This window comes from Paenibacillus sp. OK076, assembly GCF_900110055.1.
Taxonomy (GTDB): Bacteria; Bacillota; Bacilli; order Paenibacillales; family Paenibacillaceae; genus Paenibacillus.
In genome coordinates, this window is sequence record NZ_FOCH01000003.1 from 428021 (window position 1) to 450813 (window position 22793).

19 protein-coding genes and 3 pseudogenes are annotated in these 22793 nt (G+C 47.3%); 7 read left to right on the plus strand and 15 right to left on the minus strand.

What is annotated here, in order from left to right:
- Nucleotides 1–252 precede the first annotated feature (252 nt).
- The 5 genes from alaS to BMY78_RS24465 form a co-directional block, all read right to left on the minus strand.
- Nucleotides 253–2883 (minus strand): alanine--tRNA ligase, encoded by a 2631-nt coding sequence (alaS, locus tag BMY78_RS24445; RefSeq protein ID WP_090903955.1) that lies wholly within the window; start codon nucleotides 2881–2883, stop codon nucleotides 253–255.
- 428 nt (nucleotides 2884–3311) lie between these two features.
- The gene (locus tag BMY78_RS24450) at nucleotides 3312–4379 is read right to left on the minus strand and encodes an AI-2E family transporter (RefSeq protein ID WP_090903956.1); all 1068 of its coding nucleotides are present in this window, start codon (nucleotides 4377–4379) and stop codon (nucleotides 3312–3314) included.
- A 251-nt stretch (nucleotides 4380–4630) separates the two neighbouring features.
- Complete coding sequence (locus BMY78_RS24455; protein WP_024633070.1) at nucleotides 4631–4840, minus strand: hypothetical protein; 210 nt, start codon at nucleotides 4838–4840, stop codon at nucleotides 4631–4633.
- Nucleotides 4841–4850: 10 nt separating this feature from the next.
- Nucleotides 4851–5372, minus strand: a complete 522-nt coding sequence (locus tag BMY78_RS24460; protein ID WP_024633069.1) for a PRC-barrel domain-containing protein — start codon at nucleotides 5370–5372, stop codon at nucleotides 4851–4853.
- A 164-nt stretch (nucleotides 5373–5536) separates the two neighbouring features.
- Nucleotides 5537–6688, minus strand: a complete 1152-nt coding sequence (locus BMY78_RS24465; protein ID WP_090903957.1) for a cysteine desulfurase family protein — start codon at nucleotides 6686–6688, stop codon at nucleotides 5537–5539.
- A 127-nt stretch (nucleotides 6689–6815) separates the two neighbouring features.
- Here BMY78_RS24465 and BMY78_RS24470 point away from each other — a divergent pair, with 127 nt between their 5' ends.
- A complete protein-coding gene (locus tag BMY78_RS24470; RefSeq protein WP_090903958.1) occupies nucleotides 6816–7295 on the plus strand; it encodes a hypothetical protein in 480 nt (159 codons plus the stop codon).
- A gap of 196 nt (nucleotides 7296–7491) precedes the next feature.
- Here the strand turns inward: BMY78_RS24470 and cymR are convergent, their stop codons facing one another.
- Nucleotides 7492–7911, minus strand: coding sequence for a cysteine metabolism transcriptional regulator CymR (gene cymR / locus BMY78_RS24475; protein ID WP_076287765.1), 420 nt, complete (start codon nucleotides 7909–7911; stop codon nucleotides 7492–7494).
- A 322-nt stretch (nucleotides 7912–8233) separates the two neighbouring features.
- Here cymR and mnmA point away from each other — a divergent pair, with 322 nt between their 5' ends.
- Nucleotides 8234–9355 carry a tRNA 2-thiouridine(34) synthase MnmA gene (gene mnmA, locus BMY78_RS24480; protein WP_076287764.1) on the plus strand — a complete coding sequence of 374 codons (1122 nt, stop codon included), beginning with the start codon at nucleotides 8234–8236 and terminating at the stop codon, nucleotides 9353–9355.
- Between the two features lie 144 nt (nucleotides 9356–9499).
- Here the strand turns inward: mnmA and crcB (BMY78_RS24485) are convergent, their stop codons facing one another.
- Together crcB (BMY78_RS24485) and crcB (BMY78_RS24490) are read right to left on the minus strand one after the other, a co-directional pair.
- On the minus strand, nucleotides 9500–9859 hold the full coding sequence (crcB, locus tag BMY78_RS24485) for a fluoride efflux transporter CrcB (RefSeq protein ID WP_090903959.1): 360 nt from the start codon (nucleotides 9857–9859) through the stop codon (nucleotides 9500–9502).
- Nucleotides 9856–10257, minus strand: a complete 402-nt coding sequence (crcB, locus tag BMY78_RS24490; RefSeq protein WP_090903960.1) for a fluoride efflux transporter CrcB — start codon at nucleotides 10255–10257, stop codon at nucleotides 9856–9858. The genes crcB (BMY78_RS24485) and crcB (BMY78_RS24490) overlap by 4 nt, the downstream gene beginning before the upstream one ends.
- Before the next feature lie 214 nt (nucleotides 10258–10471).
- Between crcB (BMY78_RS24490) and BMY78_RS24495 the strand changes: the two genes are divergently transcribed.
- Nucleotides 10472–10714, plus strand: coding sequence for a helix-turn-helix domain-containing protein (locus BMY78_RS24495; RefSeq protein ID WP_256222376.1), 243 nt, complete (start codon nucleotides 10472–10474; stop codon nucleotides 10712–10714).
- On the opposite strand, the gene BMY78_RS24500 is transcribed toward BMY78_RS24495, so the two are convergent.
- A complete protein-coding gene (locus tag BMY78_RS24500) occupies nucleotides 10638–11051 on the minus strand; it encodes a C40 family peptidase (protein WP_090904028.1) in 414 nt (137 codons plus the stop codon). The two genes, BMY78_RS24495 and BMY78_RS24500, sit on opposite strands and share 77 nt — an antisense overlap.
- A 212-nt stretch (nucleotides 11052–11263) precedes the next feature.
- Here BMY78_RS24500 and BMY78_RS33515 point away from each other — a divergent pair.
- A pseudogene (locus tag BMY78_RS33515) lies at nucleotides 11264–11368 on the plus strand (hypothetical protein); the annotation flags it as partial.
- 69 nt (nucleotides 11369–11437) lie between these two features.
- Nucleotides 11438–12199 (plus strand): annotated as a pseudogene (locus tag BMY78_RS33520) (hypothetical protein); the annotation flags it as partial.
- Between the two features lie 537 nt (nucleotides 12200–12736).
- On the opposite strand, the gene BMY78_RS33525 reads toward BMY78_RS33520, so the two are convergent.
- Genes BMY78_RS33525 through BMY78_RS24520 form a run of 3 tightly spaced genes read right to left on the minus strand, consistent with a single transcriptional unit; the run spans nucleotide 12737 to nucleotide 15152 of the window.
- Nucleotides 12737–12871 (minus strand): hypothetical protein, encoded by a 135-nt coding sequence (locus BMY78_RS33525; RefSeq protein WP_256222378.1) that lies wholly within the window; start codon nucleotides 12869–12871, stop codon nucleotides 12737–12739.
- 41 nt (nucleotides 12872–12912) lie between these two features.
- Entirely contained in the window at nucleotides 12913–14220 is a 1308-nt protein-coding gene (locus BMY78_RS24515) for a replication-associated recombination protein A (protein ID WP_090903963.1), read from the minus strand.
- A gap of 53 nt (nucleotides 14221–14273) precedes the next feature.
- Nucleotides 14274–15152 (minus strand): LysR family transcriptional regulator, encoded by an 879-nt coding sequence (locus BMY78_RS24520; protein WP_090903964.1) that lies wholly within the window; start codon nucleotides 15150–15152, stop codon nucleotides 14274–14276.
- A gap of 163 nt (nucleotides 15153–15315) precedes the next feature.
- Here BMY78_RS24520 and BMY78_RS24525 point away from each other — a divergent pair.
- Nucleotides 15316–16056, plus strand: a pseudogene (locus tag BMY78_RS24525) (SDR family NAD(P)-dependent oxidoreductase).
- A 28-nt stretch (nucleotides 16057–16084) separates the two neighbouring features.
- Complete coding sequence (locus tag BMY78_RS24530) at nucleotides 16085–16987, plus strand: DMT family transporter (RefSeq protein ID WP_090903965.1); 903 nt, start codon at nucleotides 16085–16087, stop codon at nucleotides 16985–16987.
- Nucleotides 16988–17120: 133 nt separating this feature from the next.
- Here the strand turns inward: BMY78_RS24530 and BMY78_RS24535 are convergent, their stop codons facing one another.
- The 3 genes from BMY78_RS24535 to BMY78_RS24545 form a co-directional block, all read right to left on the minus strand.
- A complete protein-coding gene (locus BMY78_RS24535; protein WP_090903966.1) occupies nucleotides 17121–19307 on the minus strand; it encodes a HelD family protein in 2187 nt (728 codons plus the stop codon).
- A 174-nt stretch (nucleotides 19308–19481) separates the two neighbouring features.
- A complete protein-coding gene (locus BMY78_RS24540) occupies nucleotides 19482–21275 on the minus strand; it encodes an ABC transporter ATP-binding protein (protein WP_090903967.1) in 1794 nt (597 codons plus the stop codon).
- Between the two features lie 70 nt (nucleotides 21276–21345).
- Nucleotides 21346–22644 (minus strand): NCS2 family permease, encoded by a 1299-nt coding sequence (locus BMY78_RS24545; protein WP_090903968.1) that lies wholly within the window; start codon nucleotides 22642–22644, stop codon nucleotides 21346–21348.
- Nucleotides 22645–22793: the final 149 nt, after the last annotated feature.

Here is a 22793-nt window from a genome sequence, read left to right on the forward strand (position 1 = left end):
CATGGGGACCATGTCCTGCCGAATTGATTTCTGCTTATATAATAACATATTCTGACTGCCACAAGTAAACAAAGGATAAGCCAATTGTGTTTTTTGCTTGTCCTTTACTGGCTTCAGCATATTGCATCATTCAGTTCCACTCGCTCTCGGGTACAAAAGTTGGACGGGAAGAAGCCTCCCGATCCAACCTCCATATAAACGAACAGAACCATTTCGAACTATATTTTGGCGTTTGAAAGCCACTCGTTCGATTTATGCAGTATGCCCGCTAACCAATGAAACCGCCAGTTTCAACGCTTCATCCAGCTTGCTTGCGTCCTTGCCTCCGGCTTGCGCCATATCAGGACGTCCGCCACCTCCGCCGCCGCATACTGCCGCAACTTCCTTGACGATTTTACCTGCATGCAGCCCTTGTTTTACTTGTTCAGCAGGTACAGCTACAACGAAATTCACTTTGCCGTCCGCTGGAGCACCCAATACGAGTACCGCGTTAGGCAATTTTACTTTCAACTCATCTGCCACTGTACGCAGTGCATCCATGTTCGGAGCATCTACGCGCGCTGCCAGCAATTGTGTATTTCCTGCTTGTACTACTTGATCAGTCAATTGACCAGCTTCCATGGCACTCAGCTTACTTTGTAAGGATTCAGTCTCTCTGGCCGCTTCTTTCAGTTGCAGGTTCAGACCTTCAATCCGTTTAGGTACATCAGCCACATTTGCTTTGAGCAGTGCTGCTGATTGCTTGAGCAGTTCCAACTGGCTTTCCACATAAAGATACGCGCCACGGCCAGTCACAGCTTCGATCCGACGTACGCCGGAGCCGATTCCGCTCTCGCTCACCAGCTTGAAGATACCGATCTCTGATGTATTGTTTACGTGACAGCCGCCACAAAGTTCCAAACTATAGTCTCCGACTTGTACTACACGTACGATATCCCCGTATTTTTCACCGAACAGTGCCATTGCGCCCATTTCTTTGGCTTCATCAATAGCTTTCAGTTCAATGTTTACGTTCAGACGATTCCAGATCTGTTCGTTCACCTGACGCTCGATCTCCGTTAATTCTTCCGGCGTAATGCTGCCGAAGTGCGAGAAGTCAAAGCGCAGACGTTGAGGCTCTACGAGTGATCCTGCCTGATTGACATGCGTTCCGAGCACATCTTTGAGCGCTTTGTGCAGCAAATGGGTTGCGGTATGGTTTTTGATAATATCGCCACGTTTGGATGCATCCACTTCAGCTTTAATCACATCACCTACACGCAGTTCACCGGACTCTACCGTCACCAGATGTACATGCTGTCCCAGCGGAGCTTTGAACAGGCCCTGCACTTTCGCCGTTACACTGGCTCCGCGCAGCAAGCCCTGATCACTCACTTGTCCGCCACTTTCTGCATAGAACGGAGTCTTGTCAAGGATGACCTGGCATGTCTGTCCTTCGCTTACGGAGTCTACCAATGCGTCACCAGCAACGATGGCTACCACTTTTGCTTCCGTCAACAGGTCATTATAACCAACAAACTCGCTTTTAACCTCCAGATCAGCAAGTGGTCCACCTTGAACTTTCATGCTCTCGTTCTCTTGACGCCCTGCACGTCCTAGCTCACGCTGCTTCTGCATGGAAGCATCAAAACCTTCGCGATCTACCGTCAGACCATGCTCTGCTGCATAATCTTCTGTCAGGTCAAACGGGAAACCGTACGTATCATACAGTTTGAACGCTTCAGGCCCGCTAATAACCGTACGTCCTTCGGACTTGGCTGTGCCGCTGATATCCGCAAGAATAGCCAGACCATCTGTGAGTGTTTCGTGGAAACGTTCTTCCTCGGTTTTGATCACTTTGGCGATAAACTCCTGTTTGTCCACGACTTCCGGGTAGTACATCCCCATCACTTCACCAACAGTCGTTGTCAGTTCATACAGGAATGGACGGTCAAGTCCCAGTACTTTTCCGTAACGTACGGCACGACGGAGCAAACGGCGAATGACATATCCGCGTCCTTCATTGCTTGGCAGAACGCCATCACCTACAGCAAAAGCAACGGTACGGATATGATCGGCAATGACTTTCAGTGCAACGTCAATCTCTACGCTGTCGTTATATTTCACACCCGCAAGAGCGGCTGTTCTCTGAATCATTGGTTGAAACAGGTCTGTGTCGAAGTTGGAATCCACATTTTGCAGAATGGAAGCAAAACGCTCCAAACCTGCACCTGTATCAATATTTTTATTAGGAAGCGGTGTGTAGCTACCGTCCTTGTTATGGTTGAACTGGGAGAATACCAGATTCCATACTTCCAGATAACGTTCGTTTTCCCCACCTGGATACATTTCAGGATCACTCATGTCGTTTCCATAAGCTTCGCCGCGGTCATAGAAGATCTCGGTACAAGGTCCACACGGGCCTTCGCCGATATCCCAGAAGTTTTCATCCAATTTAATGATACGCTCAGCAGGTAGTCCCACTTTTTCGTTCCACAGTTTGAATGCTTCCTCATCTTCCGGATATACCGTAACGGACAGGCGCTCCGGATCGAATCCGATCCACTCTTTGCTGGTCAAGAATTCCCACGCCCATGTTACGGTCTCTTCCTTGAAGTAATCTCCAATAGAGAAGTTGCCGAGCATTTCGAAGAACGTATGGTGACGACGCGTTTTACCGACATTTTCAATATCATTTGTACGAATACATTTTTGGGAGTTGGCGAGACGCGGGTTCTCCGGTTTCTCCCGACCGTCAAAATACGGTTTCAACGGCGCCATACCTGCATTGATCCAAAGAAGGGATGGATCATTATGAGGTACAAGCGATGCGCTTGGCTCGATTTTGTGACCTTTACTTGCAAAAAACTCTATCCACTTGGACCGGATTTCACTGGCTTTCATACTGGATGCCCCCATTAAATTATAATAGTCCGTTGCGTATTCGCTCCGGTTGGTCAACATTGTTTTTGTAAAAAGAAACACAAAAAACGCCCCTGAATAATCAGGGACGATGTTATCGCGGTACCACCCTGGTTATTGCTGTTCATCCGCAGATAAACAAACAATCTCCTCGTTGATGCGAAATAACGGTCGCTCCCGGCAGGGTTGTCCTGCACTCCGAAATCAGCTTTCCGCCGCTTCAACTTTCAAGACTCTTCCAGCCATCGGGCTCAGATTACATCTGATCCGAAGAAGTCTATTCTCTGAGGAAAGGAACCCTCGGCGTACTTCATTTCATCATCGATTTCTTGTTCTAAACATACCCCTCCATTATATCGATATGCCTATATGGTGTCAACGCACCCTTTTGGATCAGACTGTTGCTGTGATCAGTCCGTTCTTCGTTTGATGTAATAGGCAAAAAAGTGCTGCACAATGACTTTCAGAACAGCAAAAACCGGCACCGCAAGAATAAGACCTACTATGCCCGCCAGTTCGCCTCCCACTAGGAGCGCGAAGATAATCGACAACGGATGCAAATGCAGCGTCCGCCCTACCACCTGAGGGGAGATGACGTTGCTCTCCAGGACCTGGCACAGTGTGTTCACAATGACAACGATGAGCACCATTTTGAACGATACCGTAGAAGCCATCACCACCGCAGGAGCTGCTCCCAGAAACGGGCCAAGATAAGGCACGATGTTAAATACAGCGACAATGCTGGCGAGCAGCAGTGCATAAGGCATATCAATGACGATGTAACCGATATACGCAAAGATGCCCACAATCACACAGACGATAAATTGTCCGCGAATATAGTTTCCCAAGGCCGTATCTATCTCTTTCATCACCGAAACAATGGCCTTACGCCGTGAGCGGGGCAGGTACGCCACAATCGTACGCTCGAATACCTCAAAATCTTTTAACATATAGAAAATGAGAAATGGCACGATAAACACGTTGAACAATACATTAATGGTTGTCCCGATATTATCCATCAGCTTCGTGATGCCTTGGGTCAGCCGATCCTCCATCTGGAAAAACCAGCTGTTCATACCTGTGCGCACACTTGGCGGCATTAATTTGTGATCCATATTGTTCATCAGACTCTGGGCACGCATCGACAGCTCAGGCATATGCTCGTTGAGTTCCTCCAACTGTTCAATCAACACCGGAATGACATTCATCAGGATGACTGCGATGCAGGTGAGGAAAAAAGCATAGATTAACAGCACGGCAATGGTTCGAGGGACTTTGCGCCCTCCCAGCATGCTTACAATCGGATTGAGCACATAGGATATGATGAGGGCCACGATAAATGGTGCCAGCACTGTTTTCAAAAATCCATATATATGAAGCAGCAATGGCCGCAGCAGCCAGATAAAGTACAGAATAATCAATCCGAGTAGCAGCCAGATGGCATAACGGAACAGCTTGTTTTTGGTTAATTGCTCCACTTGCATCTCTCCCTTTTGGACTGGCTCTGAAAGTCAGTATATGTAAGGAAGGGAATATTTATTAACGTACAAAAAAAGCGCCCCCTTCATGATGAAGGAGACGCATCTTGTGATCCGGGTTAGCATATATTCATACAAGTTCCCTTGAACCACTATGTAACCGCAGCTATATACAACTGTCATCATTTTATGACAGCATTCAATGACAGTCTTTGTCATGAAACCGCATATAGAAGAAGTTATGCTGCTTATTAAGAAGAAGCATGAAGATGAGGGAAGTCTTGCGGCAGCTCTTCCCCGAAGAACAGATCATCGAGGGAACTGAGCGTGCCGTCTTCTTCCACTTGGTATACAGACATTTTCTCACCGTTCACTGTTAATTCGATAAAGCATCCCCAGCAATAAAACTGGTGGGAACCAATTTTCCCAATATCTTTGGAACTACAGTTTGGACATTTCATATTCATTCACCTATCCATTAACAGAATGAATGGCATTTTCCAAGCGCTGTTCACTCAGCGGCGGCACCATAATGGCACTTTCCCCAATAGACATATCGCTTGTACATGGCAGCCATTTGCGGCCCTCAATCAAATCGGACACAAAACCGTCCGTAATTTCAATCCCTATTATTGTATTTCCCAACTCCTGGTCAAAATAAACATCAGAGACACGTCCAAGCAGCAAACCTTCTTCGGTGAGCACGGACATCTCCTTCAATTTAGACTGGCCGAGGAGGTACGTGTGTTTTATGTCGTCGGCTCCCGTTTTGCGGACAGCCTGTTGATTACGGATCATGACGGCATCTTCGCCGTAGGCAACGATATCTTGCCACTGCACGATTTTGACATGACTGGTAAACAGGCCTTTGTTTTCAAGTTCAATGCCTTCAATTTTCCAATCGTCATTCACAATGAAATCCTGGATTTTACCGACCTGCTTCCCATCCTCAACGTCAAAAACGGCAAGTCCGATCATTTCCTGAAGCTTCATCGCAGGGTCCCCCTCATCTTCTTATCATTAAATAGTCGCGGCGCTATTGCTAGGTATGCCCAAAGTTGATGAGTGGCAATCAGACGCCGACCATCAAAACCGCTTCTATCCAACCGATGAAATGGAACTTCTTCCCTCCTTCTGTTCCATGTGCAAAGAGCCCCTTAGGCTCTATTACGCAGTCGCCCCAGAATGGTTCCAATTTTTTCGGCGGTTATCATGATTTCTTCCGTAGTATTACCCAACCCCCAGCTAAAACGAATCGCGGAATCCAAAAATGTCTCGGACAGCTTCATCGCTTTGAGCACATGGGATACTTCGAGGGAACCGGAAGTACAGGCCGAACCACTCGCAACTGCGATGCCTTCCATATCCAGATTCATGAGCATCGTCTCTGTGGATACTTCCGGAAAGCTGATGTTCAAGATATTAGGCAACGTAAATTCCGGATGTCCGTTGACGTGAAAATGCTCCGACCCTACATGCTGCTCCAGTTGTTCCAGAAGTAATGATCGCAATGCCAGGTCATGTTCACGGCGCGCCTCCGCCTGTTCTCCTGATATTTTCAACGCCTCCGCAAAGCCAGTGATCCCCGCAATATTCTCGGTACCTGCACGTCTTTGCCGTTCCTGAAGGCCACCATGAGATCTCGCTTCCAACACAATTCCGCGCCGTACGTAGAGTGCACCCACGCCTTGAGGACCATTAATTTTATGAGCAGAGAAGCTGATCATATCCACAGGCAGTTCCTTGCAGGAAATTTCCTGAGTGCCAAGAGCCTGAACTGCATCGGTATGGAACAAAATATCATGTTGACGAGCCAACTCACCAATTTCGCGGATGGGCTGAATCGTGCCAACTTCATTATTAGCGTACATCATGGTGATCAGCACTGTATCTGGCCGGATAGCATCTTTCAGCTCTTCCAGACGTATTCTTCCGTATTCATCTACAGGCAAATAGGTCACGTCATAGCCTTGCCGCTCCAGTTCCTGACAAGTATGCAGTACCGCATGATGTTCAACAGATGTTGTAATGATGTGCCGTCCCCGTTCTTTTCTCGCTGAAACTGCGCCAAATATCGCCAGATTGTCACTTTCCGTGCCGCCTCCGGTAAAGACGAGTTCATCTGGGAAGCAATCCAAAGACGCCGCAATGACATCCCTTGCTCCACTGACGGTACGTTTGGCTTCACGCCCAAAGGCATGAATACTTGATGCATTGCCGTATTGCCCTGTCATCACTTTCATCATCGCTTCCGCGACTTGTGGGTGCATAGGTGTCGATGCGGCGTGATCCAAATATATTCTTTTCATTGATTTCACCCCGTTATATGTTGGACTTCCATCTTTTCATGTTGTGTAATTGAAAATTTAAACCAATGCTATTGTGTCGCATCTTCGTGTATAATGTTTAATATCCATTCAAAAAGGAGAGATCGGCATGAGTGACCAGGTTCTCAGTCAAATTCTGAATCAGCTTCAACAAATGGACAAGCGTTTTGACAACATCGATGGACGGCTTGAAAAGATTGAAGACAGGCTTGATACCGTGGATGGCAGACTTGATACCATGGATGGCAGGCTGGATACCATGGATGGCAGGCTGGATACCATGGATGGCAGGCTGGATACCATGGATGGCAGGCTGGATACCATGGATAGCAGGCTTGGTACCATGGATCGCAGGCTGGATACCATAGATGGCAGACTTGACGCCATCGAGGAACAAACCAAAACCATTCCTCTGCTCCAGCAGACCGTTCTGGAGACACTGGAAGTTACCAAACGTCTTGAAGCTTCACAGATCACGTTTGAACGTAAAGTAAATGCCGAATTGAACACCCATCAGCACAGCATTGATATTTTGAACCGTCGTCAATTGCGTATGGAAGCAGATATAGAAGCACTCAAGCGTCGCTAGATTCTCGAATTTCTGACTACATTATTCCGGAAGGGAAACCTCCAAAACGGTTTCTTCTTCAGCACATGATTACATAAATCCTGTTCATCACAGGCTATTCTAGAATTAGAAGAATCACAATGTAGCTTGTTGCACGGCTAAAGCCCCCAATATGGGGGCTTTAGTGTGTCATCTGAGATGTTCATCATCAACTATGTTAGATATAGAACATATAGCTGTCTTTTTGTTCCTGATCCTGGAATGTAATCAGATCCTTCAGCGTTGTTGAATCCAGTACTTCTGCAATGCTATCACGGATGCGCAACCACAAGTCGCGCTTCGCCGGATCATCTTCCTCCGTGAAATCTACTGGGGAGATTGGACCTTCCAGTACACGAATCACATCCCCTGCCGTTACGGTAGCAGGATCGCCTGCCAGAATGTAACCGCCGTAGGCGCCACGGATACTTTTGACCAGTCCTGCATTACGCAGGGGAGCGATCAATTGCTCCAGATAATGCTCCGAGAGCTGGTTGCGCTCGGCAATACTTTTCAAAGATGTCGGGCCTTCGCCTGTTCTGGCTGCCAGCTCCATCATGATTGTGAGCCCATAACGGCCCTTTGTCGATATTTTCAAAGGAGTCACCTCTTTCCATTTTCGAAAAAACAAGTTGTGAAACATAAAATAACAGGATGTGGTCCAAGACCATCTTTCCAGGATCCGCCACAGCGGGATATGAAAAATACAGGCCTAGTCCTGCTAATCCTCCGTATTCCGATCATAACCCTCAGCTAATGTTAACATATCTGCATGCTTTATGGAAAAGAAAGATTGACGAAATTCCAAAATGTGCGCCTGTGGTGGACACTATCCAAAATTGGCCGGGTGTATCGTAACTTGAGTCCGGTTATGCTAGAATAGAAACGAAACACATTTATATAGAGAAATGGTGATAACGATGTCCAAAACAATTGAAAATACACGGGTCGTCGTTGGCATGTCCGGGGGTGTCGATTCTTCCGTCACCGCACTGCTGCTAAAGGAGCAGGGTTACGATGTCATCGGCATTTTCATGAAAAACTGGGATGACACGGACGAGTTCGGCCACTGTACCGCTGAAGAAGATTCAGAGGACGTACGCCGGGTTTGCGAACAGATCGGCATTCCTTACTACACTGTCAACTTCGAGAAAGAATACTTTGATAAAGTATTTTCCTATTTCCTTGATGAATATAAGTCGGGTCGAACTCCGAATCCGGATGTCATGTGTAATCGTGAGATCAAATTCGGCGAATTCCTGAACAAAGCACTGGATCTCGGCGCTGACTATGTGGCTACAGGCCACTATGCTCGCCTCATTGAAGAAGATGGAACGTTCAAACTGCTGCGCGGTGTGGACAGTAACAAAGACCAAACATACTTCCTCAATGCACTGAATCAGAACCAGCTGTCCAAAGCCATGTTCCCGATTGGTCATCTGCCTAAACCGGAAGTGCGCAAGATTGCAGAAGCGGCTGGCCTGTACACCGCGAAGAAAAAAGATAGCACAGGTGTGTGCTTCATCGGCGAGCGCAACTTCAAAGAGTTCCTGAGCAACTATCTCCCTGCCAAAGGCGGAGACATGGTTGATATTGCAACCGGAGAAGTGAAGGGCCGTCATGATGGTCTGATGTACTATACGCTTGGACAGCGTCAGGGTCTCGGCATTGGCGGTTCCGGTAATGGTGAACCCTGGTTCGTGGCAGACAAGGATCTGGAGAAAAATCAACTGCTTGTCGTTCAAGGCGATGCACATGCAAGCCTGTATTCAACCGGTCTGACTGCAACAGGTGTAAACTGGATCGCAGGTGCAGCACACATGCCTAACGTACCATTCCGTTGTACCGCCAAATTCCGCTATCGTCAGCCGGATCAGGGTGTAACCTTGACATGGCAGGAAGATGGCAGCGTGGATGTACAGTTTGACCAACAGCAAAAAGCGATCACGCCTGGTCAAGCCGTTGTGTTTTATGATGGAGATGTGTGTCTCGGCGGGGGCACGATTGATCAGGTTCAAAAAGTGCCTGTACCGGCGCTGTAATAGATTCAATGACAGAAATGAATCCATCCCCATATGGATTTTGCACAATACCCTGTATTCCTATAACAAAAGCCATCTTTCATGTATACCATGACGGATGGCTTTTTTCCTTCTTTTTCCTGCAAAAAAAATAATTATCTTCACTTATGCAGCCAGCCACACTCCTGCAAAAGAGGCCGCAACCCCCAGCAGTACCGAACTGGTGACGTATATAACTGCTCTTGAGTAACGTTCCTGCCCAAGCAGACCAAGGGTTTCATATCCAAACGTAGAGAATGTGGTATACGCTCCGCAAAATCCAGTACCCACTATCACCCAGACTGCGTCCGGGATTGAAGCTGACTGATGCCAGCCATAGAGCAGTCCAAGTAACAGAGAACCACTGATATTAATGACCCATGTCCCCCATGGGAAGGCCGTTCCGAGTGAACCGGATATGCATCGACCCAAACTGTAGCGAAGCACCGCACCCAGCATTCCTGCAAGACCAATCCAGATGATCAAGGTGCAACACCGTCCTGCGTCGGTTTACCCAGCATTCGCTGACCAACCTTAATCCCCAATACACACAGTAATAACCCTGCGAGTATACTCACAACGAGGTATATAACAGCCTTCCCCCACATTCCTCCTTCAGATAAACGGACCACATCGAGAGTAAAGGTGGAGAAGGTGGTGAAGGCCCCGGTAAACCCCGTTCCAATCGCAAGACGAAGTTGAGGCGTTATTTTACCTGGAACAGCTATGGTGAAAAACCAACCCAAAAACAGGCTCCCGATGGCGTTGATCAGCAGCACTGCCCAAGGAAAGCCTTCATTGGCTGCTGGCATCCATAACTGTATCCCATATCGGCATAATGTACCCAAAATTCCGCCGATTCCAATATAGAATATTTCTTTCATTGTTCAAGCATCTCCCGGGTTATCGATCTTAAAGCACTCTGTGCCGCTGCTGGTTTAGACGAATCTTGGATTCATTGCCTTGTTCCGTTGCTTCATAGAAAATGCGGATTGTAATATGAAGTGCGACACCTACTGGAAATAAATAAAAAAGGGCCCATAGCCGGATCGTGTAGAATGAGGTTCCTACACCACATTCACACAAGGAGAATCCACCATGAGCTACACACATCTTAGCATAATTGAGCGCAGCAAGCTAGAAATCCTCCGTCGACAATGTCAAATTTCAAGAGCCATCGCAAAAGAATTAGGAAGGCATCCTTCGACGATTTGTCGTGAATTGGATCCTGCTACTTCATCGAAACCCTATCATGCAGAGCAGGCTAAAAGCGCTTATGAGGAGCGTCGTAAAGCTTCGATCTCACTTGGTAAATGGTCCGAAGCCATACGACATGATTGATGACGCCGTCGTGATTCGTATCGGAGAAAACCAAGTCTCCCTTCTGCAACTGATCATTGGACACCAGCGTACCTACCTGCGATTTCTGTCTTGATGAGCGGGGCAGATCGAAGCCGTTTTGCTTGAAGACATACTGCGTGAATGAGGAACAATCGAATTCGTCCGTTCTTCCGGAAGGTGCACCAAACTGGTAGCGAACGCCTAAAAATTGTTTCCCTGTCGAGATGACCCGATCCGCCACGGAGCTGCCGGGTACGGAAGCCGCGTGAACCGGATGGGTCGGCAGCATCATGCTTCTGGAAAAAGCAATGGAGAGACACAAGCCGATCTGGGTCATTTTCACAGAAAATTCTCATTTTTAGCTGTTACACTCATGAACAAAACCGAATCAACATGGACAGTATGAGCAGTTGATGCCGGTGGTTTCTATGACGGTAAAGGAGGATGGGCAAATGGAACAGTATACGTATAATTAGGAGGGCTTGATCCAGCCGCTCATGAGCCCGGGAAGATGGATGTTAAACAAAGTCCTGCAAGTCACCATTTTTTTGGACCATTAAAATCTTGGCAACGACCGTTGGGGATACGGCAGCGGACCTGCTGAACCAATGTGGGAGAAACAACGAAGACTTCCTTAAACTTGGATCTGGATGAATATTTTATTTAGAGAGAATGAAATATAACAAAGTTGTGGGAAACCACTTTAAAGAAAGGAAATTATATATGCAAGAAAACCAAAATAAAATGATAATTTTACTTAACAAAGTGCCCCAAGTGACAATTTTCTTTTGGATCATCAAAATTTTATGTACTACTGTTGGTGAAACATTTGCTGACTTCATCAATTTCAACATTGGACTTGGTTTAACTCTTACTACCATTACTATGGGAGTTGCATTCTTTATTGCATTGTTTTTTCAACTTAAAGCAAACAAGTATGTTCCAGCCATTTACTGGGTAACCGTTGTTCTTATAAGTGTATTTGGAACACTGGTAACGGATAATTTGACAGATAATATAAGCATACCACTTGAGGTTAGTACAACTGTTTTCTCGGTGCTACTAGGACTGACTTTTCTATTTTGGTATCTTAGTGAAAAAACACTATCGATCCACTCGATTTTCACTAAAAAAAGAGAAGTTTTCTACTGGCTTACGATCCTTTTCACCTTTGCACTTGGAACTGCAGTCGGCGACTTATATTCAGAACAACTTGGTTTTGGTTATCTTAACACAGGAATAGGCGTTGTTATTATTATTGCTCTTGTGTTCTTAGCTTATAAATTTTTGAAACTTGACGGGGTATTAGCTTTCTGGATTGCATATATTTTAACTCGTCCGCTTGGAGCGTCACTTGGAGATTACCTATCTCAACCAAAAGTAAATGGCGGATTAGGACTCGGGACAACCGTTACGAGTGTCATTTTTCTTATCGCTATTTTAGCGATCATCGTTTTCCTTGCCGTTTCAAAAATTGATACAAATGCTAAAAGTGATAAAGCGGGAACAAATCAAAGTAATGCAAATAAGAAACATGTGCTAACACAAACGATTGTTGTACTCGTAATTTTCTTAGTTGTTGGTATAGGTGGTTATAACTGGCGCAGTAATTATATTGCATCACAAGGTGCTGCTGAGCAAGCTTCGTTAGGAGGTGAATTAAACGATTTTGTTAATAATGAAAATGATATGCTAAACGCTATAAATAAAAACGACTTTGCTACAGCAAAAAAAGGCGCTGATAATTTGGAACATCAATGGGATACACAAGAACCTAAGCTTCGAAAAATGGATAGCACTACATGGACGAAAATTGATGGAACAATAGATGTTGTATTAGCAGCAGTTCGTTCATCAAATCCTGATGTAAACAAGTGTAAAACAGCACTTAACAATTCACTTAGTACCATAAACGCAGCAAATAAATAATAATCTTAGGAATCGCCAACCGCGATTCCTTTTAATATGGAACTTTTATTAAACTAAATTCAGTTAAGAATATCCCTTCACAACATCGATAAATTAACATACTTCATTTGCTAAAATATTAAAAAATGCGTTTTGAAAAAGGGTTATGGAAACGTAATGGGCATCTTTAAGATGATCAGGCACATCGCCGGTGATCCCCTTGCGGACGTCTCCCCAAGCCCTGTCCAAAGCTGTATATGCCGTGTTTGATTTAGGACCGGGTATCGATCTTACAGTTCTCTGCGCCGCTGCTGGTTTAGACGAATCTTGGATTCATTGCCTTGTTCCGTTGCTTCATAGAAAATGCGGCGTGAGAGCTGTTTCGGTAAATATTCCTGTTTCACATAATGGCCCGGATAATTATGCGGGTATTGGTAGCCTTCATGTCCGAGCTTCACTGCACCGGAATAATGGGTATCCCGCAGATGAAGAGGGACCTCGGCCGATTTCACCTCATCAATGGCATTCATCGCTTTTGAGATCGCAGTGTACACCGCATTGGACTTCGGACTTTCAACAGCAAACAGGATCGCTTGGGCAATGTTCAGCTTGGCTTCAGGCCAGCCATTATTGCGATAAGCATCCAATGCCCCAATGGCCTGGGTCATCGCTTGCGGATTCGCAAGTCCAATATCTTCACTGCTCGCTGCAATTAGACGACGTATAAACGTCATCGGGTCCATGCCCAGCTTCTCTACCGCATACAAAAACCAGAACAATGCCGCATCACTGGAACCCCGAATGCTTTTATGAAATGCTGACAATACATCATATTGTGTCGATTCATCTGCCTTCACAATCGGACGACGTATAGATTCTTCCGCTACATCGAGCGTAATGTGAATCGAACCATCCTTCTCTGGCGGTGTAGTCAGTGCACCAAGTTCCAAGGCGTTCAGCGCACGCCGAATATCGCCATTTGCCATCGTTGCAATATGCTCCAATGCCTCATCATCTGCCTGCAGGTCCATGAATCCCAAACCTTTATCCGCATCCGCCAGCGCTCGGCGCATCGCAATCAGAGAATGTTCTTTGTTCAAAGACTCCAGCTGAAACAGCGTCGAACGGCTCATCAAGGCCCCATTCACATAATGAAAGGGATTCTCTGTCGTTGCGCCAATAAAAATGATCGTGCCCTTCTCTACTGCGGGCAGCAGTGCATCCTGACGTGAACTATTAAAACGGTGTACTTCATCGAGGAACAAAATGGTTTTTGTTCCATACAACTGCTTGTTCGTTTGCGCCTGCTCGATGACTTCACGTACATCTTTGACGGAAGCATCCACCGCATTCAGACGAACGAACTGTCCTTGGGTATGCTGGGAAATAATATGTGCCAGTGTCGTCTTGCCACATCCCGGAGGACCGTAAAGCAAGATGGACGAGATCTGATCCGCTTCAATCGCGCGCCGAAGCAATTTTCCAGGTCCAATAATATGCTCTTGCCCAATATATTCATCAAGCCGCTCTGGCCGCAGACGGTCAGCGAGCAGTCTTGCTTGAGGTACTGAATCCTGCTGAAACGAAAATAAATCCATTGCTCATCACTTCCTTAACGGATTGCCTTTACTTGTTCCTGATAAATTTCTGATTAATCGCTATTCTCTATCATATCATACTCCCGCGGCAGCATACCCATAAATGCGCCAAGCGCACTGCTGACAAAGGCATCCTTGCGCGTAATAAAATGAGTCATCATCCGATTCATGCCTACCGGGAGTGTGTGCTTTCGCAGTAATCCATTTTCAATCTGGTTCCGAATGACGATCTCGGGTAACAATGAAATGCCCATGCCGGATGTGACCCCGCTAATAATCGCTTCAAGAGTTCCAAATTCCATAATGACCGGACGGGTTACACCGCTAACCGATAACCATTCCTCCAAAATCTGACGATACGAACATCCCATGCTGTAGACCAGAATCGGTTTACTGGTGAGTTCCTCGTCTTCCGGTCCCATACCGGAGGAGACAACGAATAGTTCTTCGTCGAATACAGGAGTAGCAGCAATGTCGGGGTGGTCACATGAACAACCGATAAATGCCCCTTCCAATTCATACCCAATAACCTGATCCATAAGCACTTGGGAGTTACCTGTAGTCAAAGATAAGGAGACAGCCGGATGCTGTTTATAATATTTCGCAAAAAGCTCAGGTAAACGTACCGCTGCGGCAGTTTGCGTGGAGCCTATGCGCAGTGGTCCAGAAGGTTCATTTGTAGAACTCAACGCCTTACCCGCCTCATCGAGCAGGCCTACAATTTTATCCGCATACGTCAGCAGCATCTCCCCTGCTGGAGATAATGTCATCCCCCGATTATGACGGATAAACAACAGTGTCCCTACTTCGGATTCCAGATGTCGTATCCTTGCTGTCACATTGGACTGCACGTAACCAAGGCGCTCCGCAGCTCGGGTCAGATTCCCTTCTTGTGCGACACATTGAAATATCCTTAAATCCCCGCTCTCCATTGTAAACCTCCCAACTATGCTATATCCATCCAGGCATCATTTAAAATGATATCCAATCTATTAACAATCATTATACAGTATAGCTGCTTCGAGCTACAATCGGGGTAGATCAGAACACAGCAACTCCCTGTTCGCTGAGTTCAATTAAGGAGTGTTCACGATGATGAACTGGACCAACACTGTAGCTTTGGTAACCGGAGGCGGTACGGGTATAGGCCGAGCTACCAGTATACTGCTCGCTAGTCGTAGAGCAACCGTTGCCGTCAATTACTCCCGTTCCCAGGATGAGGCCGAAGAGACTGTACAACAAATTTTGAATGCGGGAGGTCATGCTTTTGCAGTTCAGGCCAATGTTGCTTCCGATGTCGAGGTTCGTCAAATGATAGCCTCTATCACTGATCAAGTTGGCCCTGTGACAGCACTCGTAAACAACGCCAGCATTACGCATCATATCCCAATGAAGGATCTGGAAGCCGTAACGGATGACATATGGAATGAACTATATGATGTCAATGTTAAAGGCATGTTTTACTGCGCACGAGCTGTAGCGAAAGGAATGCAGCAGGCAGGTCAAGGCGCAATCGTTAACCTCGGCAGCATAGCTGGCAGCACAGGATCCGGGTCCTCCCTTCCTTACGCAGTATCCAAAGCAGCAGTACACGGTTTGACGAAGTCTTTGGCACATGCTTTATCCCCTGATATTCGGGTTAACGCCATCATTCCGGGTGCAGTCGCGACCCGTTGGTGGGCAGGAAAGGAATAACAGATGCATCGTCTAGGTGGTGAATTATTGTTGCAGCGAATAGCGGCAAGCGAAGACATTGCACATATGATATGCGCCGCGTTGGAGCAACCATCCATGACCGGGCAACTGATTACAGTAGATAGCGGTCAGATGTTATGAGCATGGGAAGCGAAAAGGAGGAATTCTGATGAAGCCTTTAAAATATACACTCCTGATCCTTGTTACAACTCTTATCATGGGAACCTCGTTTCCCGTAGGCAAAATCGGCATGATGTATGCTCCTCCCTTTTTGTTAATGGGACTTCGCTATATATTGGCAGGAGCATTACTAGCGTGGATCATTAGAAAACGTCCCATGCCTGTGGGGTGGAAACAGTGGATGCAAGTCGCCGTAATCGGTCTGTTCCAGTCGGCAGGAGTGATGGGCTGTGCCTACTACAGCATGAACTGGATCAGTTCGGGAGAGTCTGCTATTATCACCTTTACGAATCCGTTGCTTGTCATCATCCTGAGTGCTGCTCTATATGGAGTGTCCTATCGTTTTAGCCAGTGGACCGGTGTGGTGCTCGGATTGGTCGGAGTGGCGTTAACCTTTGGATTCCATCTGAGTATGAGTCCTGGAACGTGGATTGGCTTCGGCGGCGCTGTCTCTTTTGCTGTATCTACGTTGCTCATTAAACGTTGGGGAGCTGCTCATGATACATTTGTACTTACCGCTTACCAAATGCTCGCTGGAGGGGCAGTACTGCTTCTACTAAGTGTGTTTACAGAGCAGCCTCATTTTATCGTAAATACAACATCCATCGTTGTCCTGGTATGGCTGACCACTTTCTGTTCCATCATTCAATTCACCCTCTGGTTTTATTTGCTGCAGAACACCGATCCGGCCAAAACCAGTTCCTTTCTTTTTCTGGCGCCGCTGTTTGGACTACTGTCGAGCTTCGTCTTGTTGGAAGAGCATGTCGGCTGGATTGTGGGTGCAGGCGGGGTAATGATCTGTCTGGGCATTTTCCTGGTTAACCGCCATCCCGCCAGTCATAAGTCAGTTTTGGATAAACCGGGGTCGCCCCAACACACACCTGCAAGTTGACCAGTAGAAGAACAACAGCGAAACTTGAGGTGAGCCACTCGAAAATAAAACTCATATGAGAACGCAGAAAGAGCATGGCGTTTTAACAGCGCCATGCCCTTTCTATATTAATGCTATGTTCAACAACAAGGATTCACTCTGCCTCGCTGTCAGGCCAACCCTGAATGGCAACAGACTCGCCTTCCGGATTGTGGGTTGCAGCAGCATAGTCTGGCAATGGGCCGTCGTGGAATAACCACAGTTCGTGCAGCGCCCTTGTACAGCCAACGTATAACAGCTTCGCATCACCCGCATTGGGCAAATAGTGTTTCTCATCCGCGTCCGCTACGATCACTGCATCAAACTCCAACCCTTTCGACAAATAGACAGGTAAAACGGAGTGACCGCCTGTGTACTGTTTTTTGCCGCCGTCAATCAAGTTCAGATCCCAGCCTGCTGCCTGAAGTTCACGGTGAAGCTCCTTTGCTTCATGCAGTGTACGGGTCAGAATGGAGACTGTGCGATAATCTTTGACTGTTAACAGCTTCAGGGCCTGTTCGAGGCTTGCTGTGCGGCCTTTACCACCGTAAGCTAACGTCCGTACAGGATCACCACTCCGGAATACAGGAATCGCCGTAATGCCGCTCTTGACACCCCGCTCCAGAATCGTATTGGCATAATCGATAATTTCCATCGTTGAGCGATAACTTCGCGTCAATGCAAAGTATGCATTCTGTTCCTCAGGAAACAGCGAACTCATCTCTTCCCACGTATGAACACCACGGTACTCATGAATACCTTGGGACAGATCCCCGAGTATGGTGAAGGAATGCCCTTTGACAAACTGATCCAATAACGCCACATGAAAAGGAGAAAAGTCCTGCGCTTCATCAATGACGACGTGATCGAAGCGCTCGGAGCCTTCAATATCGTGAACCAAGGTATGAACGTACACCAATGCAGGCAAATCCTCTTCACGGATGATATCCTGCTTCAGATCTGCTGCCGTTTGTTTCATCACCAATTTGGGAATTAACCCACTGAGCGAGGCAGGAACCGAACCGCCTTTAACAACCTTGAACAGCTGTTTGTACAGCGTAAGTGGTTCATATTGAGGCCATTTTTTGGCGTAAGCCTTCTCACGGGTTGCCGCTTTCTTTTTACGCTCTTTGCGAACGGCTTCCGGGCAAGGTTTCTTGAGTTCCATCTCAATCCAGCGGTGAATACGCGCCATCACCCGCTCTTTGCGTTTTGCCAGCGGATAATGTTTGTACTCTTCCCCAAACCAGTTCTCAATCTCCGCTTTGCTGAGCACTGCACCATCCCATGGACTAAAGTCCATATCAGGTACGGATTCTTCTTCCATTCCGGATAACCACTCCCGGATCAGTTCCATGAAGCGGATCGAGCCTTTGTAGCGCCCTGGTACATCATCATTAAGTTCAGGACGTGCATCCGGCGTTTCAAACCAGGTGTACAATGTCTCCGACGTGTCTGCCAAAGGTAGGTCCAGCCCCAGCAGGTTCATCGCCCAATCCGGGAATGTACGCTGCTGAATATCCCCTACACCGAGCTCCGGGAGTACATCCGATATGTAATCCAGGAACATATGGTTGGGTGCGAAAATAACCATTTTCTCCGCAGATACCTGCTCCTTATACTGATAGAGTAAAAAGGCGAGGCGATGCAGCGCGACGGTTGTTTTACCCGAACCGGCCACACCCTGAATGATCAATGCGGTGTTTCTCGCCGCACGAATGATCTGATCCTGCTCCGCCTGAATGGTAGATACGATATCACGGAGTTTGTTGTCTTTGTTCTCACCCAATCGATACACGAGGAATTCATCCGATACGGCTGGCTGGTCACTGTCCCGATTGTACGTATCTGCCACACGTTCCAATATACGCTGCCGAATGACAACGTTTCGTTTCAGATAAACCAGGCCCTCAATGAGTCCTTCCGGGGCTTCATACGTTGCGGAGGCTTCCCCTCCGGTAAATGAGTAAAACAGGCTTGCGACAGGAGCACGCCAATCGATGACGAGCGGATGCTCTCCCACCTCTTCGCGGTCTACGCCGATTTTGCCAATATACAGCGGTTTCCGTGCACCACTGCCCTGTTCTTCGAAATCCAAGCGTCCGAAATAGGGTTGCTGCGCGCTCTTGGACAAGGCGGTGCGGCGCTCTTCACGTCCGGCCTCCAGCACTTGCTCTGTGAAGTCGTGGCCGGTATACACCGGAATATTCCGCAGCCGTTCCAGCTGACTGTCCACTTCCTTCATCGTTCGCTCTAACCTGTACTCTTCTTCTTGATAGGCACTTTGAAAGCTGTCTGACATGTTTCAGTTACCTCCTAAGAATATGTTTTTCTGCATAGTCAACACTGACGACACAAAAGGATACCCACTATATCATATTGATGTACAAAAAGCTACAGTAACCTGGATAGCCAAATGAAAGAAACCGCTGTTCCTGTTCGCAAAGAACAGATGAACAACGGTTTTCCTTTTACATCATTCCGGTTCCGAATCCGGCTTTCCATCCTGTGCCACAAACTGTTTCTGTGCCAGTTCACGGTATACCGGGTGGTTGCTAATTAGCTCCGCATGTGTTCCCGTTCCCGTCACATGTCCCTGTTCCAGAACAACAATCTGATCAGAGTCGACGACGGTGGACAATCGGTGTGCAATAACAACCGTTGTTCGTCCTTCCATCAGATTGGACAGGGCTTGCTGCACTTCATGTTCGGAGGTGCTGTCCAGACTGGACGTCGCTTCATCCAGCAACAGAATATCCGGGCTGCGCAGCAGGGCACGAGCAATGGCAATCCGTTGGCGTTGACCACCGGAGAGCTTGATCCCGCGTTCTCCCACTTCCGTGTCGTAGCCCTGAGGCAGTTTATCAATAAAAGCGGAGGAATACGCCATTTCTGCCGCCTGTCTAATTTCATCCATACTCGCCTCACGGCCCAGCCCGTATGTCATGTTTTCCTTAATTGTGCCCGCCATCAGAGGGCTCTCCTGTGATACATATCCAATCTTGCTTCGCCAAGAGGCTAATGAATAATCGGTTATGGCTTGTCCACCATATGATATACTGCCCGACTCTGGAAGATAGAACTGCTCCAAGAGGGAGAACAGCGTTGATTTCCCGCTGCCGCTTGGCCCCACAATGGCGGTCACTTTACGGGCAGGAACGGTCAGATTAATTCCATGCAGTACCTCTTCCCCTGTTACATATGAGAAATGGAGATTGTTAAATGTAATCGTCTCATTGCCCTTGGGAGCAATTGCTGTGCTATGGCGCGGTTCTTCTTCATGTGCCAGAATAGCCTGAATGCGTTCTGTCGCACCGACAACCTTTTGCAGACGTGAATACAGTGTCGTAAATTGTCCCATCGGCATAATCACCTGGAACAACAACAGAATGAAGGCAACCAGTTCACCCGGAGACAGCAATCCAGAAGCTACCCGCATGCCGCCAACACCCAGTATAACAACCAGCACAGCCGTCATGACAAACGTAAAGAGTGGACCGATCAACGCCAAAATCCGAGCTTCCTGTAATCCAAAAGCAAACATCTTCCCAATACGGGAATCGCCTGCTTCCGCCTCCTGTTTCTCCGTTCCATAAGCTTTCACCAAACGAATCTCGCCAATGACTTGGCTGAGCACCGAAGTAAGACCTGCCATTTCGTCCTGCTGCTTTTTGGAGATTTTGTACATTTTACGACCAACAGGCAGCAGGATCAGCAGCGTTAGCGGCACTAGGCTCAAAATGATGAGTGACATAACCCAATCCAGATAGAAAAGCAACGCTACCCCGCCCACAACCGCAACGATATTGGACACAAAAGAGACGAGATAATCCGCAATTAGCGTCATAATCTGACTTGTATCATTCGTAATTCGACTCATCGTATCCCCTGTACGATTCCGGTCGAAATATGGCATCGGTAGGGATAATACCTTGTTCCACAGCTTCGTTCGCAATGTCGCAACCACCCGTTGACCTGTATAGTTCAACATATAGATGCTGATGCCTGAAGCGATGGCCTGAATAACAAATGCCCCCAGCAGCAGGAAAATAACGGACTTGTTCAGCGCAGACATTGTAAGCCCATCAATCAGGCCTTTGGTCATCAATGGCACAATCAGTCCGGCTGTCGTCTGAATAAGTGTCAGGATCAACGCAATGATCAGAATTAGCTTTGGTGGATTTGTCGCAGCAATCAGCTTCACAAAATCCTTGAATCCTTTTTTTCCTATTTTCGATTCAGCTTGACCTGCCTGTTGTTGCTCTTCCATTACCGTTCCCCCGTTCTCCCCTTGTTCACCAGAGATCATACGTATGAACTTACACTACGTTTCCTGTCTTTTACAATATCCCATGCAGCACAAAATTGGCCAAAAACAGGATGGCAATGCCATACATGACTTTAGGCACCTGTTTGCCCTGGCCCGCCGCCAGCTTCGCCACCGGATACGCAATGAATCCAAATGCCATCCCGTCCACGATGCTGTACGTAAATGGAATCATGACCATGATCAGAAAAGCCGGAAAAGCTTCCGTGAAATCACTGAAATCCATGTCCTTCACACTTTGTACCATCAAGCCGCCAATAATGATCAAAATCGGTGCAATAGCACTGTCCGGAATATAACCCAATAGTGGAATAAAGAAGAACGTTGCACCAAACAGCACTGCGGTAACTAGTGGAGTCAAGCCTGTACGTCCACCTGCTGCTATGCCCGCTGTTGTCTCGGCCGCAGCTACAGTAGGACTGCTGCCAAAAATTCCGGCAAAAATATTCGAGATCGACAGCGCCCGCAAACTGCCCTTAAATCTTTGGGGGCGACCAATCAGATGGGTTTGGGCTGTGATCAGGCCGATGTTTTCAAATACAACGATCAGCAACAACAAAAATACAGCAATCCAGAACGATAGATCCACCAGATTTGCGAAGGACAGCTGGGCAAACAAACCGCCGTATTGATGCAATGCTGCTGTGGCAGACACCGGATCACCCGGTTTTACCGCACCAAGCACATAAGCTAGTCCTGTTCCCGCCAGAATACTAATCAGGAGCCCGCCTTGTACATTGCGTATAAATAAAATCAAGGCGATCACAAGAGTAACACAGGCAGTGATCACTCCAGGATCATTAAAATGTCCGATCGCTACAAACGTGGTCTGGTGTGCGATGACGATTCCGCTTTTTTGCAAACCGATAAACGTCAGAAACAAACCAATCCCCACCGTAATGCCATGCTGCAGGTTTTTCGGAATGGCCTCACTAATTATTTTATATAACGATGTAAAGGCTACGACCGCAAACAGCACACCGGTGACGGATACAACCGCCAAGGCTTCCTGCCAGCTCAATTTCATCGAATGTACGAGTGTATACGTGAAAAATGCATTGATGCCCATGCCAGGTACAACGATAATCGGCGACTTACCGCCAAATGCCATCAGCAAACACCCTGCAATGGACGTCAGCAGTGTACCCACCATAGCCGCCTGCAGCGGCATTCCGGCATCGGCCAGAATTGTTGCATTGACCATTATGATATAGACCACGGCAAAATAAGAAATGGCCCCCGCCACAATTTCTTTCTTCCACTGGTCCCCCGGCTCCAGGCCAAGACGTCTGGTCATCCATCCTTGTTTCATTCGTTCCGTTCCCCTCTCTCTATGTAAGCCGAACAAATGTATTTACACTCTACCACTGCGCGGACAGAACAACCTTCCGATGTAGCTTTCTTTCAGAAAGCTTTTAGGCGCACGCTTCGCTTCTCCAGGTTTTTTCTGTCCTCTTCGTT

Coding starts and splice junctions, on each gene's coding strand:
- alaS (WP_090903955.1), bottom strand. CDS start 2,883: ATGAAAGCCAGTGAAATCCGGTCCAAGTGGATAGAGTTTTTTGCAAGT.
- BMY78_RS24455 (WP_024633070.1), bottom strand. CDS start 4,840: ATGAAATGTCCAAACTGTAGTTCCAAAGATATTGGGAAAATTGGTTCC.
- BMY78_RS24460 (WP_024633069.1), bottom strand. CDS start 5,372: ATGAAGCTTCAGGAAATGATCGGACTTGCCGTTTTTGACGTTGAGGAT.
- BMY78_RS24465 (WP_090903957.1), bottom strand. CDS start 6,688: ATGAAAAGAATATATTTGGATCACGCCGCATCGACACCTATGCACCCA.
- BMY78_RS24470 (WP_090903958.1), top strand. CDS start 6,816: ATGAGTGACCAGGTTCTCAGTCAAATTCTGAATCAGCTTCAACAAATG.
- mnmA (WP_076287764.1), top strand. CDS start 8,234: ATGTCCAAAACAATTGAAAATACACGGGTCGTCGTTGGCATGTCCGGG.
- crcB (WP_090903960.1), bottom strand. CDS start 10,257: ATGAAAGAAATATTCTATATTGGAATCGGCGGAATTTTGGGTACATTA.
- BMY78_RS24495 (WP_256222376.1), top strand. CDS start 10,472: ATGAGCTACACACATCTTAGCATAATTGAGCGCAGCAAGCTAGAAATC.
- BMY78_RS24500 (WP_090904028.1), bottom strand. CDS start 11,051: ATGACCCAGATCGGCTTGTGTCTCTCCATTGCTTTTTCCAGAAGCATG.
- BMY78_RS24515 (WP_090903963.1), bottom strand. CDS start 14,220: ATGGATTTATTTTCGTTTCAGCAGGATTCAGTACCTCAAGCAAGACTG.
- BMY78_RS24520 (WP_090903964.1), bottom strand. CDS start 15,152: ATGGAGAGCGGGGATTTAAGGATATTTCAATGTGTCGCACAAGAAGGG.
- BMY78_RS24530 (WP_090903965.1), top strand. CDS start 16,085: ATGAAGCCTTTAAAATATACACTCCTGATCCTTGTTACAACTCTTATC.
- BMY78_RS24535 (WP_090903966.1), bottom strand. CDS start 19,307: ATGTCAGACAGCTTTCAAAGTGCCTATCAAGAAGAAGAGTACAGGTTA.
- BMY78_RS24540 (WP_090903967.1), bottom strand. CDS start 21,275: ATGGAAGAGCAACAACAGGCAGGTCAAGCTGAATCGAAAATAGGAAAA.
- BMY78_RS24545 (WP_090903968.1), bottom strand. CDS start 22,644: ATGAAACAAGGATGGATGACCAGACGTCTTGGCCTGGAGCCGGGGGAC.